This window comes from Pseudomonas argentinensis, from assembly GCF_001839655.2.
Lineage (GTDB): Bacteria > Pseudomonadota > Gammaproteobacteria > Pseudomonadales > Pseudomonadaceae > Aquipseudomonas > Aquipseudomonas argentinensis_B.
Genome location: NZ_CP056087.1, coordinates 376,331 through 394,945 on the forward strand (window position 1 = coordinate 376,331; position 18,615 = coordinate 394,945).

Annotated in this window: 17 protein-coding genes; 6 read left to right on the forward strand and 11 right to left on the reverse strand. The window is 64.1% G+C overall.

The window, feature by feature from the left end:
- Positions 1 to 381 precede the first annotated feature (381 nt).
- Positions 382 to 1,944, reverse strand: coding sequence for a nitric oxide reductase transcriptional regulator NorR (norR, locus tag SA190iCDA_RS01730; protein ID WP_070884690.1), 1,563 nt, complete (start codon positions 1,942 to 1,944; stop codon positions 382 to 384).
- Positions 1,945 to 2,101: 157 nt separating this feature from the next.
- Here norR and hmpA point away from each other — a divergent pair, with 157 nt between their 5' ends.
- Positions 2,102 to 3,283: an NO-inducible flavohemoprotein gene (gene hmpA / locus SA190iCDA_RS01735; RefSeq protein ID WP_070885245.1), complete on the forward strand. Its 1,182-nt coding sequence runs from the start codon at positions 2,102 to 2,104 to the stop codon at positions 3,281 to 3,283.
- Between the two features lie 30 nt (positions 3,284 to 3,313).
- Here the strand turns inward: hmpA and SA190iCDA_RS01740 are convergent, their stop codons facing one another.
- A complete protein-coding gene (locus tag SA190iCDA_RS01740) occupies positions 3,314 to 4,537 on the reverse strand; it encodes a CaiB/BaiF CoA transferase family protein (protein WP_070884691.1) in 1,224 nt (407 codons plus the stop codon).
- Between the two features lie 98 nt (positions 4,538 to 4,635).
- On the reverse strand, positions 4,636 to 5,817 hold the full coding sequence (locus SA190iCDA_RS01745) for an acyl-CoA dehydrogenase (protein ID WP_070884692.1): 1,182 nt from the start codon (positions 5,815 to 5,817) through the stop codon (positions 4,636 to 4,638).
- A 151-nt stretch (positions 5,818 to 5,968) separates the two neighbouring features.
- Between SA190iCDA_RS01745 and SA190iCDA_RS01750 the strand changes: the two genes are divergently transcribed.
- Positions 5,969 to 6,868, forward strand: coding sequence for a LysR family transcriptional regulator (locus SA190iCDA_RS01750; protein WP_070884693.1), 900 nt, complete (start codon positions 5,969 to 5,971; stop codon positions 6,866 to 6,868).
- A 331-nt stretch (positions 6,869 to 7,199) separates the two neighbouring features.
- A complete protein-coding gene (locus tag SA190iCDA_RS01755) occupies positions 7,200 to 8,354 on the forward strand; it encodes a DUF5924 family protein (RefSeq protein WP_236101202.1) in 1,155 nt (384 codons plus the stop codon).
- On the opposite strand, the gene SA190iCDA_RS01760 is transcribed toward SA190iCDA_RS01755, so the two are convergent.
- The 6 genes from SA190iCDA_RS01760 to SA190iCDA_RS01785 all read right to left on the reverse strand — a co-directional run bounded on the left by SA190iCDA_RS01760 (position 8,336) and on the right by SA190iCDA_RS01785 (position 12,257).
- Complete coding sequence (locus tag SA190iCDA_RS01760; protein WP_070884695.1) at positions 8,336 to 9,565, reverse strand: nucleoside recognition domain-containing protein; 1,230 nt, start codon at positions 9,563 to 9,565, stop codon at positions 8,336 to 8,338. The genes SA190iCDA_RS01755 and SA190iCDA_RS01760 overlap by 19 nt on opposite strands.
- A 124-nt stretch (positions 9,566 to 9,689) precedes the next feature.
- On the reverse strand, positions 9,690 to 10,157 hold the full coding sequence (locus SA190iCDA_RS01765) for an inhibitor of vertebrate lysozyme family protein (protein WP_083329734.1): 468 nt from the start codon (positions 10,155 to 10,157) through the stop codon (positions 9,690 to 9,692).
- Between the two features lie 7 nt (positions 10,158 to 10,164).
- Positions 10,165 to 10,329: a DUF1328 domain-containing protein gene (locus SA190iCDA_RS01770; RefSeq protein ID WP_013789335.1), complete on the reverse strand. Its 165-nt coding sequence runs from the start codon at positions 10,327 to 10,329 to the stop codon at positions 10,165 to 10,167.
- A gap of 66 nt (positions 10,330 to 10,395) precedes the next feature.
- The gene (locus SA190iCDA_RS01775) at positions 10,396 to 10,689 is read right to left on the reverse strand and encodes a hypothetical protein (protein WP_070884696.1); all 294 of its coding nucleotides are present in this window, start codon (positions 10,687 to 10,689) and stop codon (positions 10,396 to 10,398) included.
- A 202-nt stretch (positions 10,690 to 10,891) separates the two neighbouring features.
- On the reverse strand, positions 10,892 to 11,320 hold the full coding sequence (locus tag SA190iCDA_RS01780; RefSeq protein ID WP_070884697.1) for a ferritin-like domain-containing protein: 429 nt from the start codon (positions 11,318 to 11,320) through the stop codon (positions 10,892 to 10,894).
- Positions 11,321 to 11,405: 85 nt separating this feature from the next.
- Positions 11,406 to 12,257 carry a BON domain-containing protein gene (locus SA190iCDA_RS01785; protein ID WP_070884698.1) on the reverse strand — a complete coding sequence of 284 codons (852 nt, stop codon included), beginning with the start codon at positions 12,255 to 12,257 and terminating at the stop codon, positions 11,406 to 11,408.
- Positions 12,258 to 12,483: 226 nt separating this feature from the next.
- Here SA190iCDA_RS01785 and algB point away from each other — a divergent pair, with 226 nt between their 5' ends.
- Both algB and SA190iCDA_RS01795 read left to right on the forward strand, forming a co-directional pair.
- Entirely contained in the window at positions 12,484 to 13,827 is a 1,344-nt protein-coding gene (gene algB, locus SA190iCDA_RS01790; RefSeq protein ID WP_070884699.1) for a sigma-54-dependent response regulator transcription factor AlgB, read from the forward strand.
- Positions 13,824 to 15,608, forward strand: a complete 1,785-nt coding sequence (locus tag SA190iCDA_RS01795; protein ID WP_070884700.1) for a KinB sensor domain-containing domain — start codon at positions 13,824 to 13,826, stop codon at positions 15,606 to 15,608. The genes algB and SA190iCDA_RS01795 overlap by 4 nt, the downstream gene beginning before the upstream one ends.
- Before the next feature lie 27 nt (positions 15,609 to 15,635).
- Here SA190iCDA_RS01795 and SA190iCDA_RS01800 read toward each other — a convergent pair whose 3' ends face one another.
- Both SA190iCDA_RS01800 and SA190iCDA_RS01805 read right to left on the reverse strand, forming a co-directional pair.
- Positions 15,636 to 16,418, reverse strand: coding sequence for an N-acetylmuramoyl-L-alanine amidase (locus SA190iCDA_RS01800; protein WP_070884701.1), 783 nt, complete (start codon positions 16,416 to 16,418; stop codon positions 15,636 to 15,638).
- The gene (locus SA190iCDA_RS01805) at positions 16,415 to 17,008 is read right to left on the reverse strand and encodes a MarC family protein (RefSeq protein ID WP_070884702.1); all 594 of its coding nucleotides are present in this window, start codon (positions 17,006 to 17,008) and stop codon (positions 16,415 to 16,417) included. Before SA190iCDA_RS01805 ends, SA190iCDA_RS01800 begins: the two co-directional genes overlap by 4 nt.
- 170 nt (positions 17,009 to 17,178) lie before the next feature.
- On the opposite strand from SA190iCDA_RS01805, the gene SA190iCDA_RS01810 reads away from it, so the two are divergent.
- A complete protein-coding gene (locus SA190iCDA_RS01810; RefSeq protein WP_070884703.1) occupies positions 17,179 to 18,597 on the forward strand; it encodes a DASH family cryptochrome in 1,419 nt (472 codons plus the stop codon).
- Positions 18,598 to 18,615 lie beyond the last annotated feature (18 nt).

Consider the following 18,615-nt stretch of genomic DNA (forward strand, 5'->3'; position numbering starts at 1 on the left):
GCTTTTGAAGAACTTTTTCTTTCTTCTCAACACCTTGCAGCGCCCGACCAGATCATCTTCTCTCCAGCGGGAGGCGCATTCTACAGCGTTACAAACCGCTGTCAACACCCTCTTTACCGCCTTCGATCAAACCTGATCGAACCATCAACAGCGCCACTCAAACCACCCTGTCGATGCCGGCGCATTCTACTCGAATTCGCCGTCCGTGCAACCTTTATTTTCATCTAACTCGTTGATCTACAAGGAGTTTTCAGATCAGGCTGCGCCGGAAGTGGTGCGCATTATAGGCCCCCAGAAACTCAGGTCAACCGTTTATTTCATCGAATTGAAATAAAGCGGCTAAACGGGCTTTTCCCATATAGGCAGCCGCCTCCAGCCGGGCTATCTGAGTCCCAACCGCCTGGCCAGGCGCTGCAGGTTGGCACGATCGACCGCGAGCTCGCGCGCCACGTCTGTCCAGCGCCCGGCATGACGCTCGAGCGATGCTTCTATAAGACGCCGCTGGTAGTCATCCACCGAGTCGCGAAGCGGCTGGCCCACCGACGGCACCTCGGACTCAGTCGCCCTACTCACCTGTTCTTCTATATAAGTGGGATGTGCGGGGTGCAGATCCAGTGCGCGACTGTCGATGGTCAATATCTGCGGGCGCTCGGCGCAGGCCGATAGCGCCTTGATCGCCGCACGGCCGATCAGGTGCTCGAGCTCACGTACGTTGCCGGGCCAGTCATGCTGCAGCAGCGTCTTCTGCGCATCCGGCGCAAGACGCAGGCTACGAAGCCCCAGGCGCGCCCGGTTGTCTTCAAGGAAGTAACCCGCCAGCAGCAGCACGTCACGACCCCGCTCACGCAGGGCCGGCACCTTGAGCGGATATACGCTCAAGCGGTGGTAGAGGTCAGCGCGAAAACGCCCGGCACGCACTTCTTCGGCCAGATCACGGTTGGTGGCCGCCAGCACGCGGACATCTACCCGATGTTCCCGGTCCGAACCGACACGTTGCAACTGCCCACTCTGCAGCACCCGCAGCAGTTTGGACTGCACCGTAAGAGGCAGCTCACCCACCTCATCGAGAAACAGGGTGGCGCCGTCAGCCAGCTCGAACTTGCCACGCCGCTCGCTGACTGCCCCGGAAAAGGCACCGCGCACATGACCGAACAGCTCGCTTTCCACCAGGGTATCCGGCAAGGCTGCACAGTTGATGCTGACCATTGGCCTGGAGGCACGGGACGAAGCCCCATGCAGCGCCTCGGCCACCAGTTCCTTGCCGACGCCCGTCTCGCCGCTGATCAGCACCGTCAGGTCACTGCTGCCGACCAGCTCTATTTCCTGCAGCAGCGCCTTGTGCCTGGGGCTCTGGCCGATCATCTCCCTTGGCCGCACGGCGGCAGCTGCTTGCTTATAAAGGTCGGCGCGGCGCTGCTCATCTTCCACGCGCCCCATGAGCAGGGAAATGCGCTCACTGGCCGCCACGGTCGCCGCCGCCAGGCTGGCGAAAGCTTCCAGCATGCCCAGATCGACACGACCGAAGCTGCTTGACTGCAGTGAGTCCAGGGTCAACAACCCCCACAACTGCTCCTTGACGTAAAGCGGGCACCCCAGGCAGTCGTGTACCTCCAGGTGCCCGTTTTGGCCCTCCAGCAGGCCATCGTAGGGATCGGGCAGCTCGCAGTCAGCGGCGAATCGAGTAGGCCCGCGGTGCTGCAGCAGTTCATGCAGCCGGGGATGCTCGCTTACCTTGAAGCGGCGCCCCATGGTGTCGGCACTCAGCCCCTCTACGGACAGCGGTACCAGCACCTCGCCATCGAGCCTGAGCAGTGCCACGGCATCGCAGGGAAACAACTGCCGTAGCGCCGCGAGCAGGCGCCGGTAACGCTCGCTTTCAGGCAGATCCCGGGAGAGGTCATCGACCAGCGGAAGCAGGGCAACCAGCAGAGGATTGGAAGTCATAAAGACACCTGAAGAGTCATAAAGACACATAACGCATGCGGTCAAAATGACTCATAACATGCACAGGCCCAGTAATCCAGCAGGTTTGCCAGTTGGCACGGGATATGTAATGGCCATGGCAGATCCCATTCATGCCTTGCCACAGGAAACCATCACCATGCTGAGCCACCAACAACGCGCCATCATCAAAGCCACCGTCCCGTTGCTGGAAACCGGGGGCGAAGCCCTGACCCGGCACTTCTACGCGATGATGCTGGAGGAGTATCCCGAGGTACGTCCGCTGTTCAACCAGGCCCACCAGGCCAGCGGTGCCCAGCAGCGTGCGCTGGCCAATGCGGTCCTGATGTATGCCCGCCACATCGATCGCCTCGAAGCGCTCGGCCCGCTGGTGAGCCAGATCGTCAACAAGCACGTGGCGCTGCAGATCCTCCCGGAACATTACCCGATCGTGGGCAGCTGCCTGCTGCGCGCCATTCGCGAAGTGCTGGGCGAGGAGACCGCCACCGATGAAGTGATCCAGGCCTGGGGCGTGGCTTACGGGCAACTGGCAGACATTCTGATCGGTGCGGAGGAAAGTGCTTATAAGGAGCACGAACAGGCGCCGGGGGGATGGCGCGGCTCGCGGGACTTCAAGGTAGTGGCCAAGACGCCCGAGAGCGAAGAGATCACCTCGTTCCTTCTGGCGCCAGTGGACGGCGGTACGGTGCTGCTTCAACAGCCGGGGCAATACATCGGCCTGCGCATGGTCATCGACGGCCAGGAGCAGCGCCGCAACTACTCGCTATCCGCTCGGGGCAATGGTCGCCAGTACCGGATCAGCGTCAAGCGCGAAACCGACGGCAAGGTCTCCAACTACCTGCACGACCGTATTCAGGTCGGCGATACCCTGGAGCTGTTCCCGCCGGCGGGCGACTTCGTGCTACGCCCCTCAAGCAAGCCCCTGGCGTTGATCACCGCAGGCGTAGGCATCACCCCGGCGCTGGCGATGGTGGAAGCGGCCCGCGAGAGCGGCCGGCCCATTCACTTCATCCATTATGCCCGCCACGGCGGTGTGCATGCGTTCAGGCAGTGGATCGAGGCGCAGAGCCGCGACTACCCGCAGATCAGCTATCGCTTCTGCTACAGCGACCCGCGCGACGGTGACCAGCCCCATGCCCAGGGCGTGGTTAGCCGCGAGCAGCTGGCCGAGTGGCTGCCCGAGGATCGTGATCTGGATGCCTACTTCCTGGGGCCCAAGCCCTTTATGGCGCAGGTGAAACGGCATCTGAACGATCTGGGCGTACCCGCTGGACAGTGCCGCTACGAGTTCTTCGGCCCCGCCTCCCAGCTGGACGCCTGACGCCGATGTCCCTGGGGCGCTGGAGATAGGTCAGATCACGCCCTGGCTGCGCAGCGCCTCGATCTGCCCGGCGTCCAGCCCCAGCACCTCGCCTAGCACCCGCTCGGTATGCTCACCCAGCAGCGGCGGCGCCTGGCGGTACTCGACGGGGCTGGCCGACAGGCGCAGGGGGCTGGCCACCTGGGGCGTACTGCCCGCCAGGGGATGCGCCAGGTCGAGCCGCAGGCCCCGGGCAATCACCTGGGGATCGGCGAATACCTGCTGCAGATCGTTGACCGGGCCGCACGGCACGCCCGCGGCCTCGAGCAGCGTCACCCACGCAGCCGTGGTGCGGAACACCGTGGCCTGGCGGATCAGCGGGATCAGCTCGGCCCGGTGGGCGACACGTTGGCCGTTGCTGGCGAAACGCGGGTCCACGCCCCACTCGGGATGGCCGGCCACCTCGCAGAATTTGCGGAACTGGCTGTCGTTGCCGACGGTAAGGATCAGGTCGCCGTCGGCCGTCGGGAAGGCCTGGTAGGGCACGATATTCGGATGGGCATTGCCCAGGCGCTTCGGCGAAACGCCGGTGGTGAGGTAGTTCATCGCCTGATTGGCCAGGCACGCCACCTGCACGTCGAGCAGGGCCATGTCGATGTGCTGGCCTTCGCCGGTCTTCTCCCGGTGCGCCAATGCGGCGAGCACGGCGACCGTGGCGTACAACCCGGTGAGGATATCGGTCAGCGCCACGCCGACCTTCACCGGGCCCGCGCCGTCGCTACCGTCGGGCTGGCCGGTCAGGCTCATCAGGCCGCCCAGACCCTGGATCATGAAGTCGTAACCGGCCCGCTTGGCATAGGGGCCGCTCTGGCCGAAACCGGTGATGGAGCAATAGATCAGCCGGGGGTTGATCGCCTCGAGGCTGGCGTAATCCAGCCCGTAGGCCGCCAGCCCGCCGACCTTGAAGTTCTCGACAAGGATGTCCGACTTGGCCGCCAGCTCGCGCACCAGGCGCTGGCCCTCGGCCTGGGTGAAATCCAGGGTCAGCGACTGCTTGTTGCGGTTGGCCGCGAGGAAATAGGCCGCCTCGCTGGTATCGCGCCCCTTGCTATCACGCAGGTAGGGCGGCCCCCAATGGCGGGTGTCATCACCGACCTTGGGGCGCTCGACCTTGATCACCTCGGCGCCAAGGTCGGCCAGGTTCTGCCCGCACCAGGGGCCGGCGAGCACGCGGGACAGGTCGAGCACACGCAGATGGGACAGGGCACCGGACATCGCAGAGGCCTCGTACAAGGGTGGACGCAGGGCGTCACCGGCAGCGTTCCCACGCGGACGGTTCGACGGGGGAACAATAGACAGCTCAGAGCCGGGTATTAGAAGAAGGCCTGGATGCCCGTCTGCGCCCGCCCCAGAATCAGCGCGTGCACGTCGTGGGTGCCTTCATAGGTGTTGACCACCTCGAGGTTGACCAGGTGGCGGGCCACGCCGAACTCGTCGCTGATGCCGTTACCGCCGAGCATGTCGCGAGCCATCCGGGCAATATCCAGCGCCTTGCCGCAGCTGTTGCGCTTCATGATCGAGGTGATTTCCACCGCCGCCGTGCCTTCGTCCTTCATCCGCCCCAGGCGCAGGCAGCCTTGCAGGGCCAGGGTGATTTCGGTCTGCATATCGGCGAGCTTCTTCTGGATCAGCTGGTTGGCTGCCAATGGGCGGCCGAACTGCTGACGGTCCAGGGTGTACTGGCGCGCCGTGTGCCAGCAGGCTTCGGCGGCGCCCAAGGCGCCCCAGCTGATGCCATAGCGGGCGGAGTTCAGGCAGGTGAACGGGCCGCGCAGGCCGCGCACGTCCGGGAAGGCGTTCTCTTCAGGGCAGAACACGTTGTCCATGACGATCTCGCCGGTGATCGACGCACGCAGGCCGACCTTGCCGTGAATGGCAGGCGCCGAGAGACCTTCCCAGCCCTTCTCCAGCACGAAGCCGCGGATCTCGCCGGCGTCATCCTTGGCCCAGACCACGAAGACATCGGCGATGGGCGAATTGGTGATCCACATCTTGCTGCCGCTCAGGCGATAGCCGCCGTCGACCTTCCTGGCGCGGGTGATCATCGAGCCCGGATCGGAGCCGTAGTTCGGCTCAGTAAGGCCGAAGCAGCCGATATATTCGCCGGTGGCCAGCTTGGGCAGGTATTTCTGCTTGGTGGCTTCGCTGCCGAATTCATTGATCGGCACCATCACCAACGATGACTGCACGCTCATCATCGAGCGGTAGCCGGAGTCGATACGCTCCACCTCGCGGGCGATCAGCCCGTAGCACACATAGTTGAGGCCGCTGCCGCCATAGGCTTCGGGAATGGTGGCGCCGAGCAGGCCGGTTTCGCCCATCTCGCGGAAGATCGCCGGGTCGGTCTTCTCGTGACGGAAGGCTTCGAGCACCCGCGGCGCCAGCTTGTCGGCGGCGAACTGCTCGGCGCTGTCACGCACCATGCGCTCTTCTTCGCTGAGCTGCTGGTCGAGCAGCAGCGGGTCGATCCAGTTGAAGCTTGCCTTGGCGGCCATCGCAAAATCCTCGGGCAGTAACCTAGTGGGCTCAGCCTAAGAGCCTAGTCGGCTGGCCGCAAACGACTAATCCGCACGCCACTGTGCAAAAAACTCACTCCGAGATAGCCTGGGGAACCCGAATAACCACTCATGAGTGAGGCGTTTGCACATGCGGCGCAAGATTCCCAGCACGGCGGCGCTGGTCGCCTTCGAGGCCTCGGCTCGCCACCAGAGTTTCACCCGCGCCGCCGACGAACTGGCGCTGACCCAGGGCGCGGTGTGCCGGCAGATCGCCGGCCTGGAGGCATTTCTCGGCGTGGAGCTGTTTCGCCGCTCGCGCCGTGGCGTGCTGCTGACCGAAGCAGGCACCGCCTACGCGGCCAAGGTCGCGGCGCAGCTCGATGCGGTGGAGCGCGACACCCTGGCGCTGATGGGTGCCCAGGGCGCCATGGGCCTGGAGCTGGCCGTGGTGCCGACCTTCGCGACGCAGTGGCTGCTGCCGCGCCTGAAGGATTTCCAGCGCCTGCACCCGGAGGTCACCGTGCACCTGACCAACCGCACCCGCCCGTTCCTGTTCGCCGATACCGGCTTCGACGCGGCGATCTACTTTGGCGATGGCGACTGGTCGGGTACCGAAGCGCATTTCCTGATGCACGAGCACCTGATGCCGGTGTGCAGCCCGGCGCTGCTCGGCGGCCAGCCGGCCAGTGCCGAGCGCATCGCCGAGCTGCCGCTGCTGCAGCAGAGCACCCGCCCCTATGCCTGGCGCCAGTGGTTCGCCGCCCAGGGGCTGAACGTCAGCCGCGACATGACCGGGCCGCGCCTGGAACTGTTCTCGATGCTTGCCCAGGCGGCCCGCCACGAGATGGGCGTGGCACTGATCCCGCCCTTTCTTATCCAGCGGGAACTGGCCGATGGCAGCCTGATGGTCGTCCTCGACCGTCCGGTACCCGACGGCGGCCGCGCCTATTACCTGACGGTACCGGAGCGCAAGGTCGAGTCGGCGGCGTTGCAAGCCTTTCGGGACTGGTTGTTGGCCGAGGCGAAGCAGTATCGGGAGGTACACTGAAGAAACGGCGTTTAGCTGCAAAATGGTAAGAGTAGGCATTGGTCCGCTTTTTGTGGGAGCGGGCGGGGTCCATGCGCGAGAATCACGGGCATGGCTCGTTCCCACAGAAAAAATGCGCACCAACGACGGCTCCCACCAGAGAGCTGCCTACGTAGCCCTGGCAACATGGAAGGGTTCATGGCATCCGTAAATAGCCTCCATCACGGCTGATCGGCGGAAGCCTCAAGTTTGGGCAAATGCAGTATCCTGCGCATCGATCTAGATGACTGCCAGAACTGCCTTGTCCCTAATCGCCTCCAGCAAGACCCTTGTGTTCCGGATCATCGCGCTGATGCAGCGCCATCCGGGCGTGATCGCCATTTTCGGGTTTCTCTCCGGTGTCGCCAGTTTCGTGCTGGTCGACCGCCAGGCCGGGCTCGCCAAGGTGCTGGCCCTGGTCCTGCTGGTCAGCTGGCTGTGGCTGATTCTGGAAAACGTGCTGCGCGAACGCATCGCCGCGCGCTTCGGTTTCGAGTTGCCGCGCCCGCTGCTGCGCTACGCCACGCAGATGATTCACCAGGAAAGCCTGTTCTTCGTTCTGCCGTTCTTCTTCATCACCACCACCTGGAACAGCAGCCAGGCCCTGTTCAGCGGGTTGCTGGCCGCGGCGGCGCTGGTGTCGATCACCGACCCGCTGTACTACAAGTGGCTGGCGCCCAGGCGCTGGATCTTTCTCGCCTACCACACCCTGGCCCTGTTCGCGGTGATGCTCACGGCGCTGCCGATCATCTTCAAGCTCAACACCACCCAGAGCTATCAGTACTCGCTCGCCGCCGCGGTGGTGCTGTCGTTTCCGAGCCTGTTCAGCATCATCACCGTGCGCAAATGGTGGCGCGGCCTGCTGCTGGTCGGCCTGACCCTGGCCATCGGCGCCTTCGGCTGGGTGACCCGTACCTGGGTGCCGCCAGCCACGCTGTGGCTGACCGAGGTGGCGATCACCACCGAGTTCGACAACCAGAACCGCTCGCCCGGCGAAGGCATCGATCAGCTGACCGCCAGCCAGCTGCGCAGCACCGGCCTGTATGCCTACACGGCGATCAACGCCCCACGCGGCCTGGACGAGCGCATCTACCATGTCTGGGAACATAACGGCCAGGAGCTGGAGCGCATTGCCCTAGATATCCACGGCGGCCGCGAGAAAGGCTACCGCGCCTGGACGCACAAGCAGAATTTCCCCCAGGACGTGGAGGGTGACTGGCAGATTCAGGTGCTGACCGACGCCGGGCAGATGATCGGCGTGCTGCGTTTCGAGGTGACGCCTGACACGGCAGCTGGACAAAGCCCCGCCGCGGGCGCGGATCAGGCGCCGACGGAGCCGGAATCGGCAACGCCTGCGAGCGGCGAGGCCGAGCCACCGGCAGCTGTCGAGCCAGACGAGCCCGAAGCCCAGCCCGGGGCTCAGCCTTCAGAGATGCCCGAAAGCGCTGGTCAACCAAAGAACCAGTAACACACCGCGATCGCCGCGATGACCCCAGCCAGTTCGGCGAGCAGTGCGCATCCCACGGCATGCCGGGCGCGCTGGATGCCCACCGCACCGAAGTACACGGCCAGCACGTAGAAAGTGGTTTCGGTACTGCCCTGCACGGTGGCCGCCACCAGCGCCGGGAAGCTGTCGACGCCCTGGCTCTGCATGGTTTCGATCAGCATGGCACGTGCCGCGCTGCCAGAGAACGGCTTGACCATGGCGGTGGGTAGCGCGTCGACGAAGCGGGTATCCCAGCCGCCCCAGGCGACCAGCCAGCGAATGCCGTCCAGCGCCATTTCCAGGGCTCCCGATGCACGCAGCACACCGACGGCGCAGAGCATCGCCACCAGATACGGCAGCAGGCTCTTGGCCACATCGAAGCCTTCCCTGGCACCCTCGATGAATTGTTCGTATACCTGAATCTTGCGCAGTGCACCGAGGACCAGAAAGGCGATGATCACGCCGAACAGCGTCAGGTTGCCGAGCAGCGACGACAGCGCCGCCAGGGCCGTCGCCGTCATGCCCGCAAGCAGCGCCATAAAGCTGCCCAGCAGCAGCGCACCGGGGATCAGATACGCCAACACCACCGGATCCCACAGGCGCAGGCGCTGCATGATAGCTACCGAGAGCAGGCCGACCAGCGTCGAGGCACTGGTGGCCAGCAGGATCGGCAGGAACACCAGGGTCGGATCCGGTGCGCCCTGCTGGGCGCGGTACATGAAGATGGTGACCGGCAGCAGGGTCAGCGACGAGGCGTTGAGCACCAGAAACAGAATCTGCGCATTGCTCGCCGTGTTGCTGCTGGGGTTGAGATCCTGCAGGGCGCGCATGGCCTTGAGGCCGATGGGCGTCGCGGCGTTATCCAGGCCCAGGCCATTGGCGGCGAAGTTCATGGTGATCAGGCCGAGAGCCGGATGGCCACGCGGCACCTCGGGCATCAGCCGGGCGAACAGCGGGCCGAGCAAGCGCGCCAGGGCATCTACCAGGCCGGCCTTTTCGGCGATACGCAGCAGCCCCAGCCACAGGGTCAGGGTGCCGAACAGCACCACCATCACCTCGACCGAAAGCTTGGCCATGGCGAACAGGCTTTCCACCATGGCGGCGAATACCGCCGGGTCGTCCGCCAGCAACCAACGGCTGAGCCCCGCTACCGCTGCCACCACGAAAAAGCTCAGCCACAGGCCGTTGAGCATAGGTCACCCCCCTTGAACGTAGCGGCTGATGATAGCGCGCCTCGGCTCGAGAAGAAGCAGGCAACGGCATGCGGATTGGGGACTACAGAGGGAGCAACGGCGCCAGAAGGCGCCGTTATAAGCATCAGTACCAGTCGGGATCTTTCTGCAACTGTTCCTGTAGCAGTTGCTTGACGCCGTCATCCGGCTCGCCGAGCCAGCGCAGGTCAGCGTGCTTACTGGGCGCCTTGTCCTTCGGCAGACCTTCGGGTACCTGTACCCAGAGGGCGTAAGCATCGTCCTTGTCTGGTGTGAAGGCGACATATAGGCGTTGATTGAAACAGTTCGAGGTTTCGCACAACTGCCCGACCAGATATTGGTCACCGTCTTCTTCCAGGGTTTTCATCGGTGTGGCTACGCCACTGAGGTTGATCACCCATTCGGGCAGACGCTCCTCATCCTGAATCAGATCCTGCCAGGCTTCACGATAGTCCGGGTTGCTCCCGAGCAGCTCGTTGAGGCGGAACGCACCATCCGTATTGGCGGCCAAGGCCGCCGCGCTGCCACCCAGCATAAGGGCAGCAGCGAGCGTCTTGAATCGATTCATGGTCATGCCTCGCCTAGCCTCGTGGGCGGCGGCCCATGATGAAGGAAACGATGAACATGACCAGGAACACCACGAAAAGGATTTTCGCGATACCTGTGGCAGTGCCCGCGATACCACCGAAACCCAGTACAGCGGCAACAATGGCGATGATCAGAAAGGTAATGGCCCAACTCAGCATGGCGTTTCTCCTTGGTTTTTTGAGGTCTTACGGGTGTAACACTGAAAAGTCGGTGAAGGGGGGCTGTCAGAACACCCAACGGGTTTGCTTGGCAGGCACTTCAACAGAGTCGGCACGTACCCAATCACTGTCGCTGTGCGCCGTCGACGCGCTAATGGTTTGCAGAGAGGCCGCCGCGTGAATCGCGGCTGGGCGGGCTTCGGACCAGCCTTCGACCGAAACGGGCATGACCGCCTGGGCAGACACCTGTGGCGTCAGGACGTGCTGCTCAGGCGCCTTGGTCGCCACGCTCACCAACAGCACCAGTACGGCAGCGACGGCCAGAATCAGGACCTCGGTATGGGCGCGGTGAAGGTTCATGCTGGGCTCCTCAAGATCGTCGACGAACGGCTTGTCGTTCAGTTCATGAGGGGATAATTGCAGCCTGCGTGCCAGTTTTTTTAAAAAACTATTCCTTTTAAAAACAGATACTTAACAGAGATAAACCAAATGCCATCATTGGCATCCTGCACGATGCGCACCTGCGGCTCGGGCGTTCTGCACGACGCCGCAGACAGCGCTATCAGGCGTTCCTGAGTTCGCGCATGCGTTGATGACAGGCGCGCACCTTGGGCATCTCCACCGCGAGCAGCGCCTGGACGTCTGGTTGGGCGGTTTCCATGGCGTCTTCGAATGCCTCCAGAATGCGATCTTCGGCTTCTTCAAGCTGGGCGACGTAAGTCGTCTCCTCATCACTCGATAACGTGGCGCGAGCATCGGCATAGGCCTGGCGCAGCTTGCCGACGAGGGTGCCGCTGTCGGTAGGTTCCTCATGGTTGGCCGCGACCTTGACGGACAGCGCCTGGATAATCTGATGCTTGGCCTGGGCCATGTCTCGGCACAGGGCCTTGAGTTGCTCATTGCTGATTTCGTCGTGGGCATGCTCGTAGAAGCGCTGGCCGTCGCGGATGATGGCGATCAGCTCGTTCAATTGCTCTGTCTTGTGGCTCATGGTGGCTCTCCTGGTAAGGCCTGCAGCGCCGGTGGCACTGAATAGGGCAGTATGCGAGCCGGAGGGCCCGCCGTGCTGAGGGTGATTAGCTGGCGATGCGCAGTGCGTCGGCGTCGACGCCACGCACCCCGCGGATGTTGCGCGCAGTTTCCACGGCCAGGCGCTTTTCGGCATTGCTGAGCACCGTGCCGCTGAGACTGACGAAGCCCTCGCGGGTATCGACCTTGATGTTCAGGGCGTCGAGGTTGCGGCTATAGAGGAAGCTGGCCATCACCTTGTTGGTGATCCAGGTGTCGCTGATCGAGGCCGCTGCATCGTTGGCGGCGTTCTGCGCTTCGGCGGTGGCACTGTCGGCCGTGTTGATGCTGAGGTGGTTGTGTACCTCGCGCACGCCTTCGGTGTTGGTGACCAGTTCACCGGCCAGTTCCTTGGCAGCCGGCGTTCCGGCATTGCCACTGAGGCTGACCACGCCATTTTCGGCACGCACCTGGATGTCGAGCCCTTCGGTGTTGCTGTTCCACAACAGCTTGGACTTCACCGTCGCGGCCAGGGTCGCATCATCGAAGCGTTGGGCCAGGGTCTTTTCGGTAACGATCCTGGCCTGCTTTTCGATCACTGGCGGGGCCAGGTCGGGATCGATCTGCAACTGATTATCGACCTCGCGAACCCCTTCGATGCTGCTTGCCAGTTCGCTGGCAAGTTCCTGTTCGGCGGTGTTCTCCACCACTCCCGTCAAGGTGGCGACGCCATCTTCCACGGCCACCGCGATATCGAACGGGTCGAGATGCCGATTAAGGGCGAATGCGGTGTCGATGGCCCCCTGCTGGCGGGCATCGCTCAATTGCCGCGAGAGGTCGCCTTCGGCTGCCTGCACGAGCGGAGCCAGGGTGATCAGACCGGTAACGGCCATGGCCAACGTGCTTTGTCTCAACAGCATGTAACGCCTCCTTCTTTGCCAAAAAAAGCTGCCCGCAAGCGGACCGAGGAGCGTCGCAAGGGCTATGCCAGCCACCAGTAAAAATAAAAACCAACTAAAATCAGCTGGTTAAATCCAATGCCTGGCTAATGACCGCTTGCACGATGCAAGATCGCGTCATACTAGCCGTGCAACTTGCACGAAGATTTCCCGATAATCTCTGCCATTCACCCCATGGAGCACGTAAATGGAAGCAACAGGTCAGAGCGGACGCATTCTATTGGTCGACGACGAAGCGGCTATCCTGCGTACCTTCCGCTATTGCCTGGAGGACGAGGGCTATCAGGTCACGACCGCCAACAGCGCCGCGCAAACCGAATCGCTGCTGCAGCGCCAGGTATTCGACATGTGCTTCCTCGATCTGCGCCTGGGGGATGAAAATGGCCTGGACGTGCTCGCCCAGATGCGTGTCCAGGCGCCCTGGATGCGGGTGGTGATCGTCACCGCGCACTCGGCCATCGACAGTGCGGTGGACGCCATGCAGGCCGGCGCCGCCGATTACCTGGTCAAACCGTGCAGCCCCGACCAGTTGCGCCTGGCTGCCGCCAAGCAACTGGAAGTGCGCCAGCTGTCCGCACGCCTCGAAGCCCTGGAAGGCGAAGTGCGCAAGCCCAGCGATGGCATCGACTCGCACAGCCCGGCGATGATGGCGATCCTGGAGACCGCCCGGCAGGTGGCCGCCACCGACGCCAACATCCTCATCCTCGGCGAGTCGGGCACCGGCAAGGGCGAGCTGGCACGCGCCATCCACGGCTGGAGCCGCCGCGCCAAGAAGTCCTGCGTGACCATCAACTGCCCGTCGCTGACCGCCGAACTGATGGAAAGCGAGCTGTTCGGCCACAGCCGCGGCGCGTTCACCGGCGCCAGCGAAAGCACCCTGGGCCGAGTCAACCAGGCCGACGGCGGCACGCTGTTCCTCGACGAGATCGGCGACTTCCCGCTGACCCTGCAGCCCAAGCTGCTGCGCTTCATTCAGGACAAGGAGTACGAACGGGTCGGTGACCCGGTGACTCGCCACGCCGACGTGCGCATCCTCGCGGCGACCAACCGTGATCTCAACGAGATGGTCAAGGAGGGTCATTTCCGCGAAGACCTGCTGTATCGCCTCAACGTCATCACCCTGACCCTGCCGCCGCTGCGCGAACGAGCCGACGACATACTGACCCTCGCCGACCGCTTTCTGGCCCGCTTCGTCAAGGACTACGCCCGCCCGGCGCGGGGCTTCAGCGAAGACGCCGTCAAGGCGTTGCTCGCCTACCAGTGGCCCGGCAACATCCGCGAGCTGCGCAACGTGATCGAGCGCGCCAGCATCATCTGCCCAGGCGAGTGGGTGGAAGTCGCCCACCTGGGCATGAGCGCGCCAGCCGCCAACAGCGCGCCACGGGTGGGTGCCGACCTGAGCCTCGAGGAGCTGGAAAAAGCCCATATCGCCGCGGTGCTGGCCAACAGCGACACCCTGGACCAGGCGGCCAAGACCCTGGGCATCGATGCCTCGACCCTGTATCGCAAACGCAAGCAGCTCGGCCTATGAAGCTGCGCAGCAAGCTGTTTCTCAGCACCAGTGCGCTGCTTACCGTGGCCTTGCTGGGGCTGAGCCTGGGCATCTTCAGCGTGCTGCAGCTGACTCAGTCCCAGAGTCGCTCGCTGGCCCACAACCTGGAAGTCATCAGCACCAGCCTGGATCTACGCCAGGAACTGGGCCGGCAGTTGTTCCTGATGCTCGGCGAAGACTTCGACGAGCGCACCGTGCAGAGCCTGCAGGAGTCCGACCAGCGCATCCGCCGCTGGCTCGATGACAGCCTGAAAGGCAGCATGACCGAGAATGACCGCCGGGCGATTGTGGAGATCCAGACGGCCTACCAGAAGTTCAGCACCTTGCTCGAAGACCCGATAACGGTCCGTCACGAGTTGCTGACCAACGACGACTTCGCCAAGACCATCGAAACCGTCCGCGATCGCCTCAACTCCCTGCAGGTTCACTACGTCTCCACCGTCAAGGAAGCGGAGGCGCAGTCCCACGAACGGGCCTGGCTGATCGCTGGGCTGCTGGGCCTGGTCGGTCTGGCGGTGCTGGTGATCGGTTTCATCACCGCGCACACCATCGCCCGCCGGGTCGGTCAGCCGATCGATGCCCTGGCCCGCGCCGCCGATCAGATCGGCCGTGGCGACTTCCAGGTCACCCTGCCGATCACCCCGGTTGCCGAACTGTCGGCACTGAGCCGCCGCTTCGGCCTGATGGCCGAGAGCCTGCGCCAGCTCAAGAGCAGCAACGTCGAAGCACTGATGTCCGAGCAACGACGGCTGCAGGCGGTGCTCGACAGCATCGACGACGGCCTGCTGATCTTCGGCCGTGACGGCCTGCTCGAACATTTCAATCCGGTGGCCCAGCGCCAGCTGGGCTGGGACGATCAGCCGCTCGGCCAACGCCCGAGCCAGGCCCTGGGCCGCCCCGAGCTGGACGAGCAACTGCGGCACGTTCTCCTGGGACACAACCTGGAGCAGCGCCTGGCGGATCTGCAGGTCGAGGCCAATGGCGAGACGCGCCTGCTCAACTACAGCCTGACGCCGGTGAGCCACAGCCAGGGGCATATCCTCGGCGCGGTGATGGTGCTGCATGACGTGACCGAGCAGCGCGCGTTCGAACGGGCGCGTAACGAGTTCGTGCTGCGCGCCTCCCATGAACTGCGCACGCCGGTGACCGGCATGCACATGGCCTTTGGTTTACTGCGTGAACGCAGCAAGTTCGCCGAGGAATCCCGCGAAGCCGACCTGGTGCGCATCGTCGACGAGGAAATGGAGCGGCTGGTGCACCTGATCGAGGATCTGCTGAATTTCTCGCGCTACCAGAGCGGCGTGCAGAAACTCGAGCGGGCGCCCTGCGACATCCCGGAGCTGCTCGAAAACGCAGCCAGGCGCCACCGCGGCAAGGCCCAGGCCCGCGAGATCCATATGGAAATGGAAGTCGGCGATACCTTGCCGCGAACCCACCTGGACCGGGCGCAGATCGATCGGGTGCTCGATCACCTGATCGACAACGCCCTGCGCCACAGCCCGGAAGGTGGCACCCTGCGACTGTCCGCCCAGCGCCAGGACGAACGCCTGCTGATCAGCGTCGAGGACGAAGGCGAAGGCATCGCCTACGGCCAGCAGGCCCGCCTGTTCGAGCCATTCGTGCAGATCGGCCACAAGAAGGGCGGCGCCGGCCTCGGCCTGGCGCTGTGCAAGGAAATCGTCCAGTTACATGGCGGGCGCATCGGCGCCGAATCCCAGCCGGGACAGGGCGCGCGCTTTCACCTCGCCCTGCCGCTGTAAGTCCCCCGGGCCTACCCGGCGGGCGGTTCAGCCCCTGGCCAGGCGGTTGACTTCCAGCAGCAGGGCTGCGGTTTCCGCATCCGGCTGGCCGTCGTAGAGCGCCTGTCGGTACTTCATCTGGAAAGCACGAATCACGTTGCGCGTGGCTTCGTCCAGGACGCCAGTGCTCGGCACCTCATAGCCCTGTTCCGCCAATTGCTGCTGGAACCAGGCGACACTCGGTAGGCTGGTGCTGAACACGGCCTGTTGGCGAGCGACCACCTCGGCATTCGGCCAAGGCATCAGACCGGCGTCGGCCAGCTGCTTCCAGGGAAACAGCGGGCCCGGATCCACCTTGCGCTGCGGCGCGATATCGCTGTGGCCGATGATGCTGCCCGGCGGCAGGTTGTGGCGCTGCATGATGTCCTTGAGCAGCACGATCAGTGCGTCGATCTGCGCCTGGGCATAGGGCTGCCAGTAACGGCCCCTGGGCGTGTCGAAATAGCCCTGGTTGATCAGCTCGATGCCGATGGTCGTGCCGTTGAGCCAGGTGCGCCCCTGCCACTCGCTGACCCCGGCATGCCAGGCCCGGCGGTTCTCGTCGACCAACTGGTAGATGGTCGGCGGCACGGCGTTGATCAGGTAGTGGGCGCTGACCTCTTCCTCGGTCAGCAGCTGCAGCGAGCGCGGCAGGTCGGCCGAGGTGTAGTGCAGCACGATGTACTGCACGCGGCTGCTCTGCCCGCTGGCGGTGTAGCTGTGGTCGATGCGCGGGCCGCTGCTGCAGCCGGCGAGCAGGAGTACGAACAAGGCAAGGCTGAGAAATTTCATGGCTGGATATGCAATACGCTCTGAATGTTGTCCAGCAGCATGTCGACGCTGAGCATGATCAACAACATGCCCATCAGTCGCTCCACTGCGGTCAGCCCGCGAGGGCCGAGGAAGCGCTGCAGGAAAGAAGCCTGCAACAGGATGAATGCGGTCGCGGCCCAGGCCATGATCAGTGCCAGGTAAAGCTCCCAGAGCGCGCCTTCGTGGGTGTTGCGCAAGGTCATCAGCACCGCCAGGGCCGAGGGGCCGGCAACCGCCGGGGTGGCCAGCGGCACCAGCATCGGCTCGCCGTCCGGCACGTCGCCCAGTACGCCCTGGGGGCTGGGGAAGATCAAGCGCATGGCGATGACGAACAGGATGATACCGCCGGCGATCGCCGTTGCCTCCCGCGACAGGCCCAGCGCGCTGAGCACTTTGTCACCAAAGGTAAGGAACAGCAGCAGCAACGCCAGGGCGAACAGCAGCTCCCGCGCGGCCACCCACAGCCGGCGCTCGGGCGCGACGTTCTTCAGGGCAGCGATGAAGATGGCGATGTTGCCGAACGGATCGGTGACCAGAAACAGCAACACGGCGATGCTGAAGATATCCATTGTACGGGGCTCCTGAAAAACAGCCGCGTAGTCTAGTGGCTGCAGCCGCTCGCGTCAGTCAGCAACGCGCCCTCGACCCGTCTTCGATAACCACCGGTCGCCGCCGGACGGTGCTGAACTTGTCGTACCTCTATGCGATCAACATAGAGTCGACTATGAGGGAACATGCCATGCGCGCGCTGCTCTGGTTCAAACAGGATCTTCGCCTCGATGATCACCCCGCCCTGCAGGCCGCACTCGCGTCCAATTGTCTGCTGCCGCTCTACGTGCTCGACCCGGCACTGCTGCAATTCGACCAATTCGGCAGCCGGCGCATCGGCGTGCATCGCGCACGCTTCCTGCTGGAAAGCCTCACCGCCCTGGACAGCGCGCTGCGCCAGCGCGGCTCCAAGCTGCTGGTGGCGACCGGCAAGCCGGAAGAGGTGATCACCCAGCTGGTCGGTCAGTTCGACATCCGTCAGGTGCTGACACTCGACGAAATCGCCCCGCAGGAACGTGCGGTTCTCGCCCGCGTGCGTGACAGCCTGGGCAGCGTGCCGCTGCGCACTGCCCAGGGCAATGGCCTGTTCAGCGAAGCGGAGCTGCCCTGCCCGCTCGATCAGCTGCCCCAGGTCTACAGCCAGTTCCGCGCGCTGATCGATGCCCGCCAGTACGTGTTCCAGCCGCAAGCGGCCCCCGACCAGCTACCACCCTTGCCGGAAGGCCTGGACGCCCACGCCTACGCCCTGCCCACCCAGTCGCAGCTGGGCCTGGGCGATGCCCTGAGCGTGGTACCCAGTGCCTTCCCCTTCTCCGGTGGCGAAACCGCCGCCCTGGCGCGCCTGCGCGATTACCTGTGGGACAGCCAGCACGTGCGTACCTACAAGGACACCCGCAATGGCATGATCGGCAGCGAGTACTCCTCCAAGTTCTCGCCCTGGCTGGCCAATGGCTCGCTGTCGCCACGCCGCACCGCGGCCGAGTTGCGGCGCCATGAGTCGCTTTATGGCGCCAACGAGTCGACCTACTGGCTGTGGCTGGAACTGCTGTGGCGCGAATTCTTCCGCTGCACCCTGCAGCGTTATGGCCAGGCGCTGTTCGAGGCCGGGGGCCTGAAAGCCACCGAGCGGGCGCCGCAGCAGATCGACGAGCGTTTCGAGCACTGGACCCAGGGCCGCACCGGCATGCCGCTGGTGGATGCCAACATGCGCGAGCTGATCGCCACCGGCTATATGTCCAACCGCGGCCGCCAGGTGGTGGCCAGCTACCTCGTCAGCGATCTGCAGCAGGACTGGCGCCACGGCGCGGCCTGGTTCGAGGAACACCTGATCGACTACGATCCGGCAAGCAACTGGGGCAACTGGGCGTACCTGGCGGGTGTGGGCAGCGACCCTCGGCTCAAACGCACCTTCAATGCGCTCAAGCAGGCGCGCCAGTACGACCCCAAGGGCGAGTACGTGAGCCTTTGGCTACCGGAGCTGCGCCAGCTGCCGGAGCATCTGCGCCACACGCCGTTCCTGCTGCAGGCACAGCAGCTCGATGCCATCAACTACCCACGGCTGGAGCGGATTCCGGAAGCCTGGCAACGCCACCTCAACGAAGTGGCTTGAGCGAGAGCCAAGCGTGCT

Bases quoted from the DNA above. Each gene is read 5' to 3' on its own strand.
- norR (WP_070884690.1), bottom strand. From the start codon at position 1,944: ATGACTTCCAATCCTCTGCTGGTTGCCCTGCTTCCGCTGGTCGATGAC.
- hmpA (WP_070885245.1), top strand. From the start codon at position 2,102: ATGCTGAGCCACCAACAACGCGCCATCATCAAAGCCACCGTCCCGTTG.
- SA190iCDA_RS01740 (WP_070884691.1), bottom strand. From the start codon at position 4,537: ATGTCCGGTGCCCTGTCCCATCTGCGTGTGCTCGACCTGTCCCGCGTG.
- SA190iCDA_RS01745 (WP_070884692.1), bottom strand. From the start codon at position 5,817: ATGGCCGCCAAGGCAAGCTTCAACTGGATCGACCCGCTGCTGCTCGAC.
- SA190iCDA_RS01750 (WP_070884693.1), top strand. From the start codon at position 5,969: ATGCGGCGCAAGATTCCCAGCACGGCGGCGCTGGTCGCCTTCGAGGCC.
- SA190iCDA_RS01755 (WP_236101202.1), top strand. From the start codon at position 7,200: ATGCAGCGCCATCCGGGCGTGATCGCCATTTTCGGGTTTCTCTCCGGT.
- SA190iCDA_RS01760 (WP_070884695.1), bottom strand. From the start codon at position 9,565: ATGCTCAACGGCCTGTGGCTGAGCTTTTTCGTGGTGGCAGCGGTAGCG.
- SA190iCDA_RS01765 (WP_083329734.1), bottom strand. From the start codon at position 10,157: ATGACCATGAATCGATTCAAGACGCTCGCTGCTGCCCTTATGCTGGGT.
- SA190iCDA_RS01770 (WP_013789335.1), bottom strand. From the start codon at position 10,329: ATGCTGAGTTGGGCCATTACCTTTCTGATCATCGCCATTGTTGCCGCT.
- SA190iCDA_RS01775 (WP_070884696.1), bottom strand. From the start codon at position 10,689: ATGAACCTTCACCGCGCCCATACCGAGGTCCTGATTCTGGCCGTCGCT.
- SA190iCDA_RS01780 (WP_070884697.1), bottom strand. From the start codon at position 11,320: ATGAGCCACAAGACAGAGCAATTGAACGAGCTGATCGCCATCATCCGC.
- SA190iCDA_RS01785 (WP_070884698.1), bottom strand. From the start codon at position 12,257: ATGCTGTTGAGACAAAGCACGTTGGCCATGGCCGTTACCGGTCTGATC.
- algB (WP_070884699.1), top strand. From the start codon at position 12,484: ATGGAAGCAACAGGTCAGAGCGGACGCATTCTATTGGTCGACGACGAA.
- SA190iCDA_RS01795 (WP_070884700.1), top strand. From the start codon at position 13,824: ATGAAGCTGCGCAGCAAGCTGTTTCTCAGCACCAGTGCGCTGCTTACC.
- SA190iCDA_RS01800 (WP_070884701.1), bottom strand. From the start codon at position 16,418: ATGAAATTTCTCAGCCTTGCCTTGTTCGTACTCCTGCTCGCCGGCTGC.
- SA190iCDA_RS01805 (WP_070884702.1), bottom strand. From the start codon at position 17,008: ATGGATATCTTCAGCATCGCCGTGTTGCTGTTTCTGGTCACCGATCCG.
- SA190iCDA_RS01810 (WP_070884703.1), top strand. From the start codon at position 17,179: ATGCGCGCGCTGCTCTGGTTCAAACAGGATCTTCGCCTCGATGATCAC.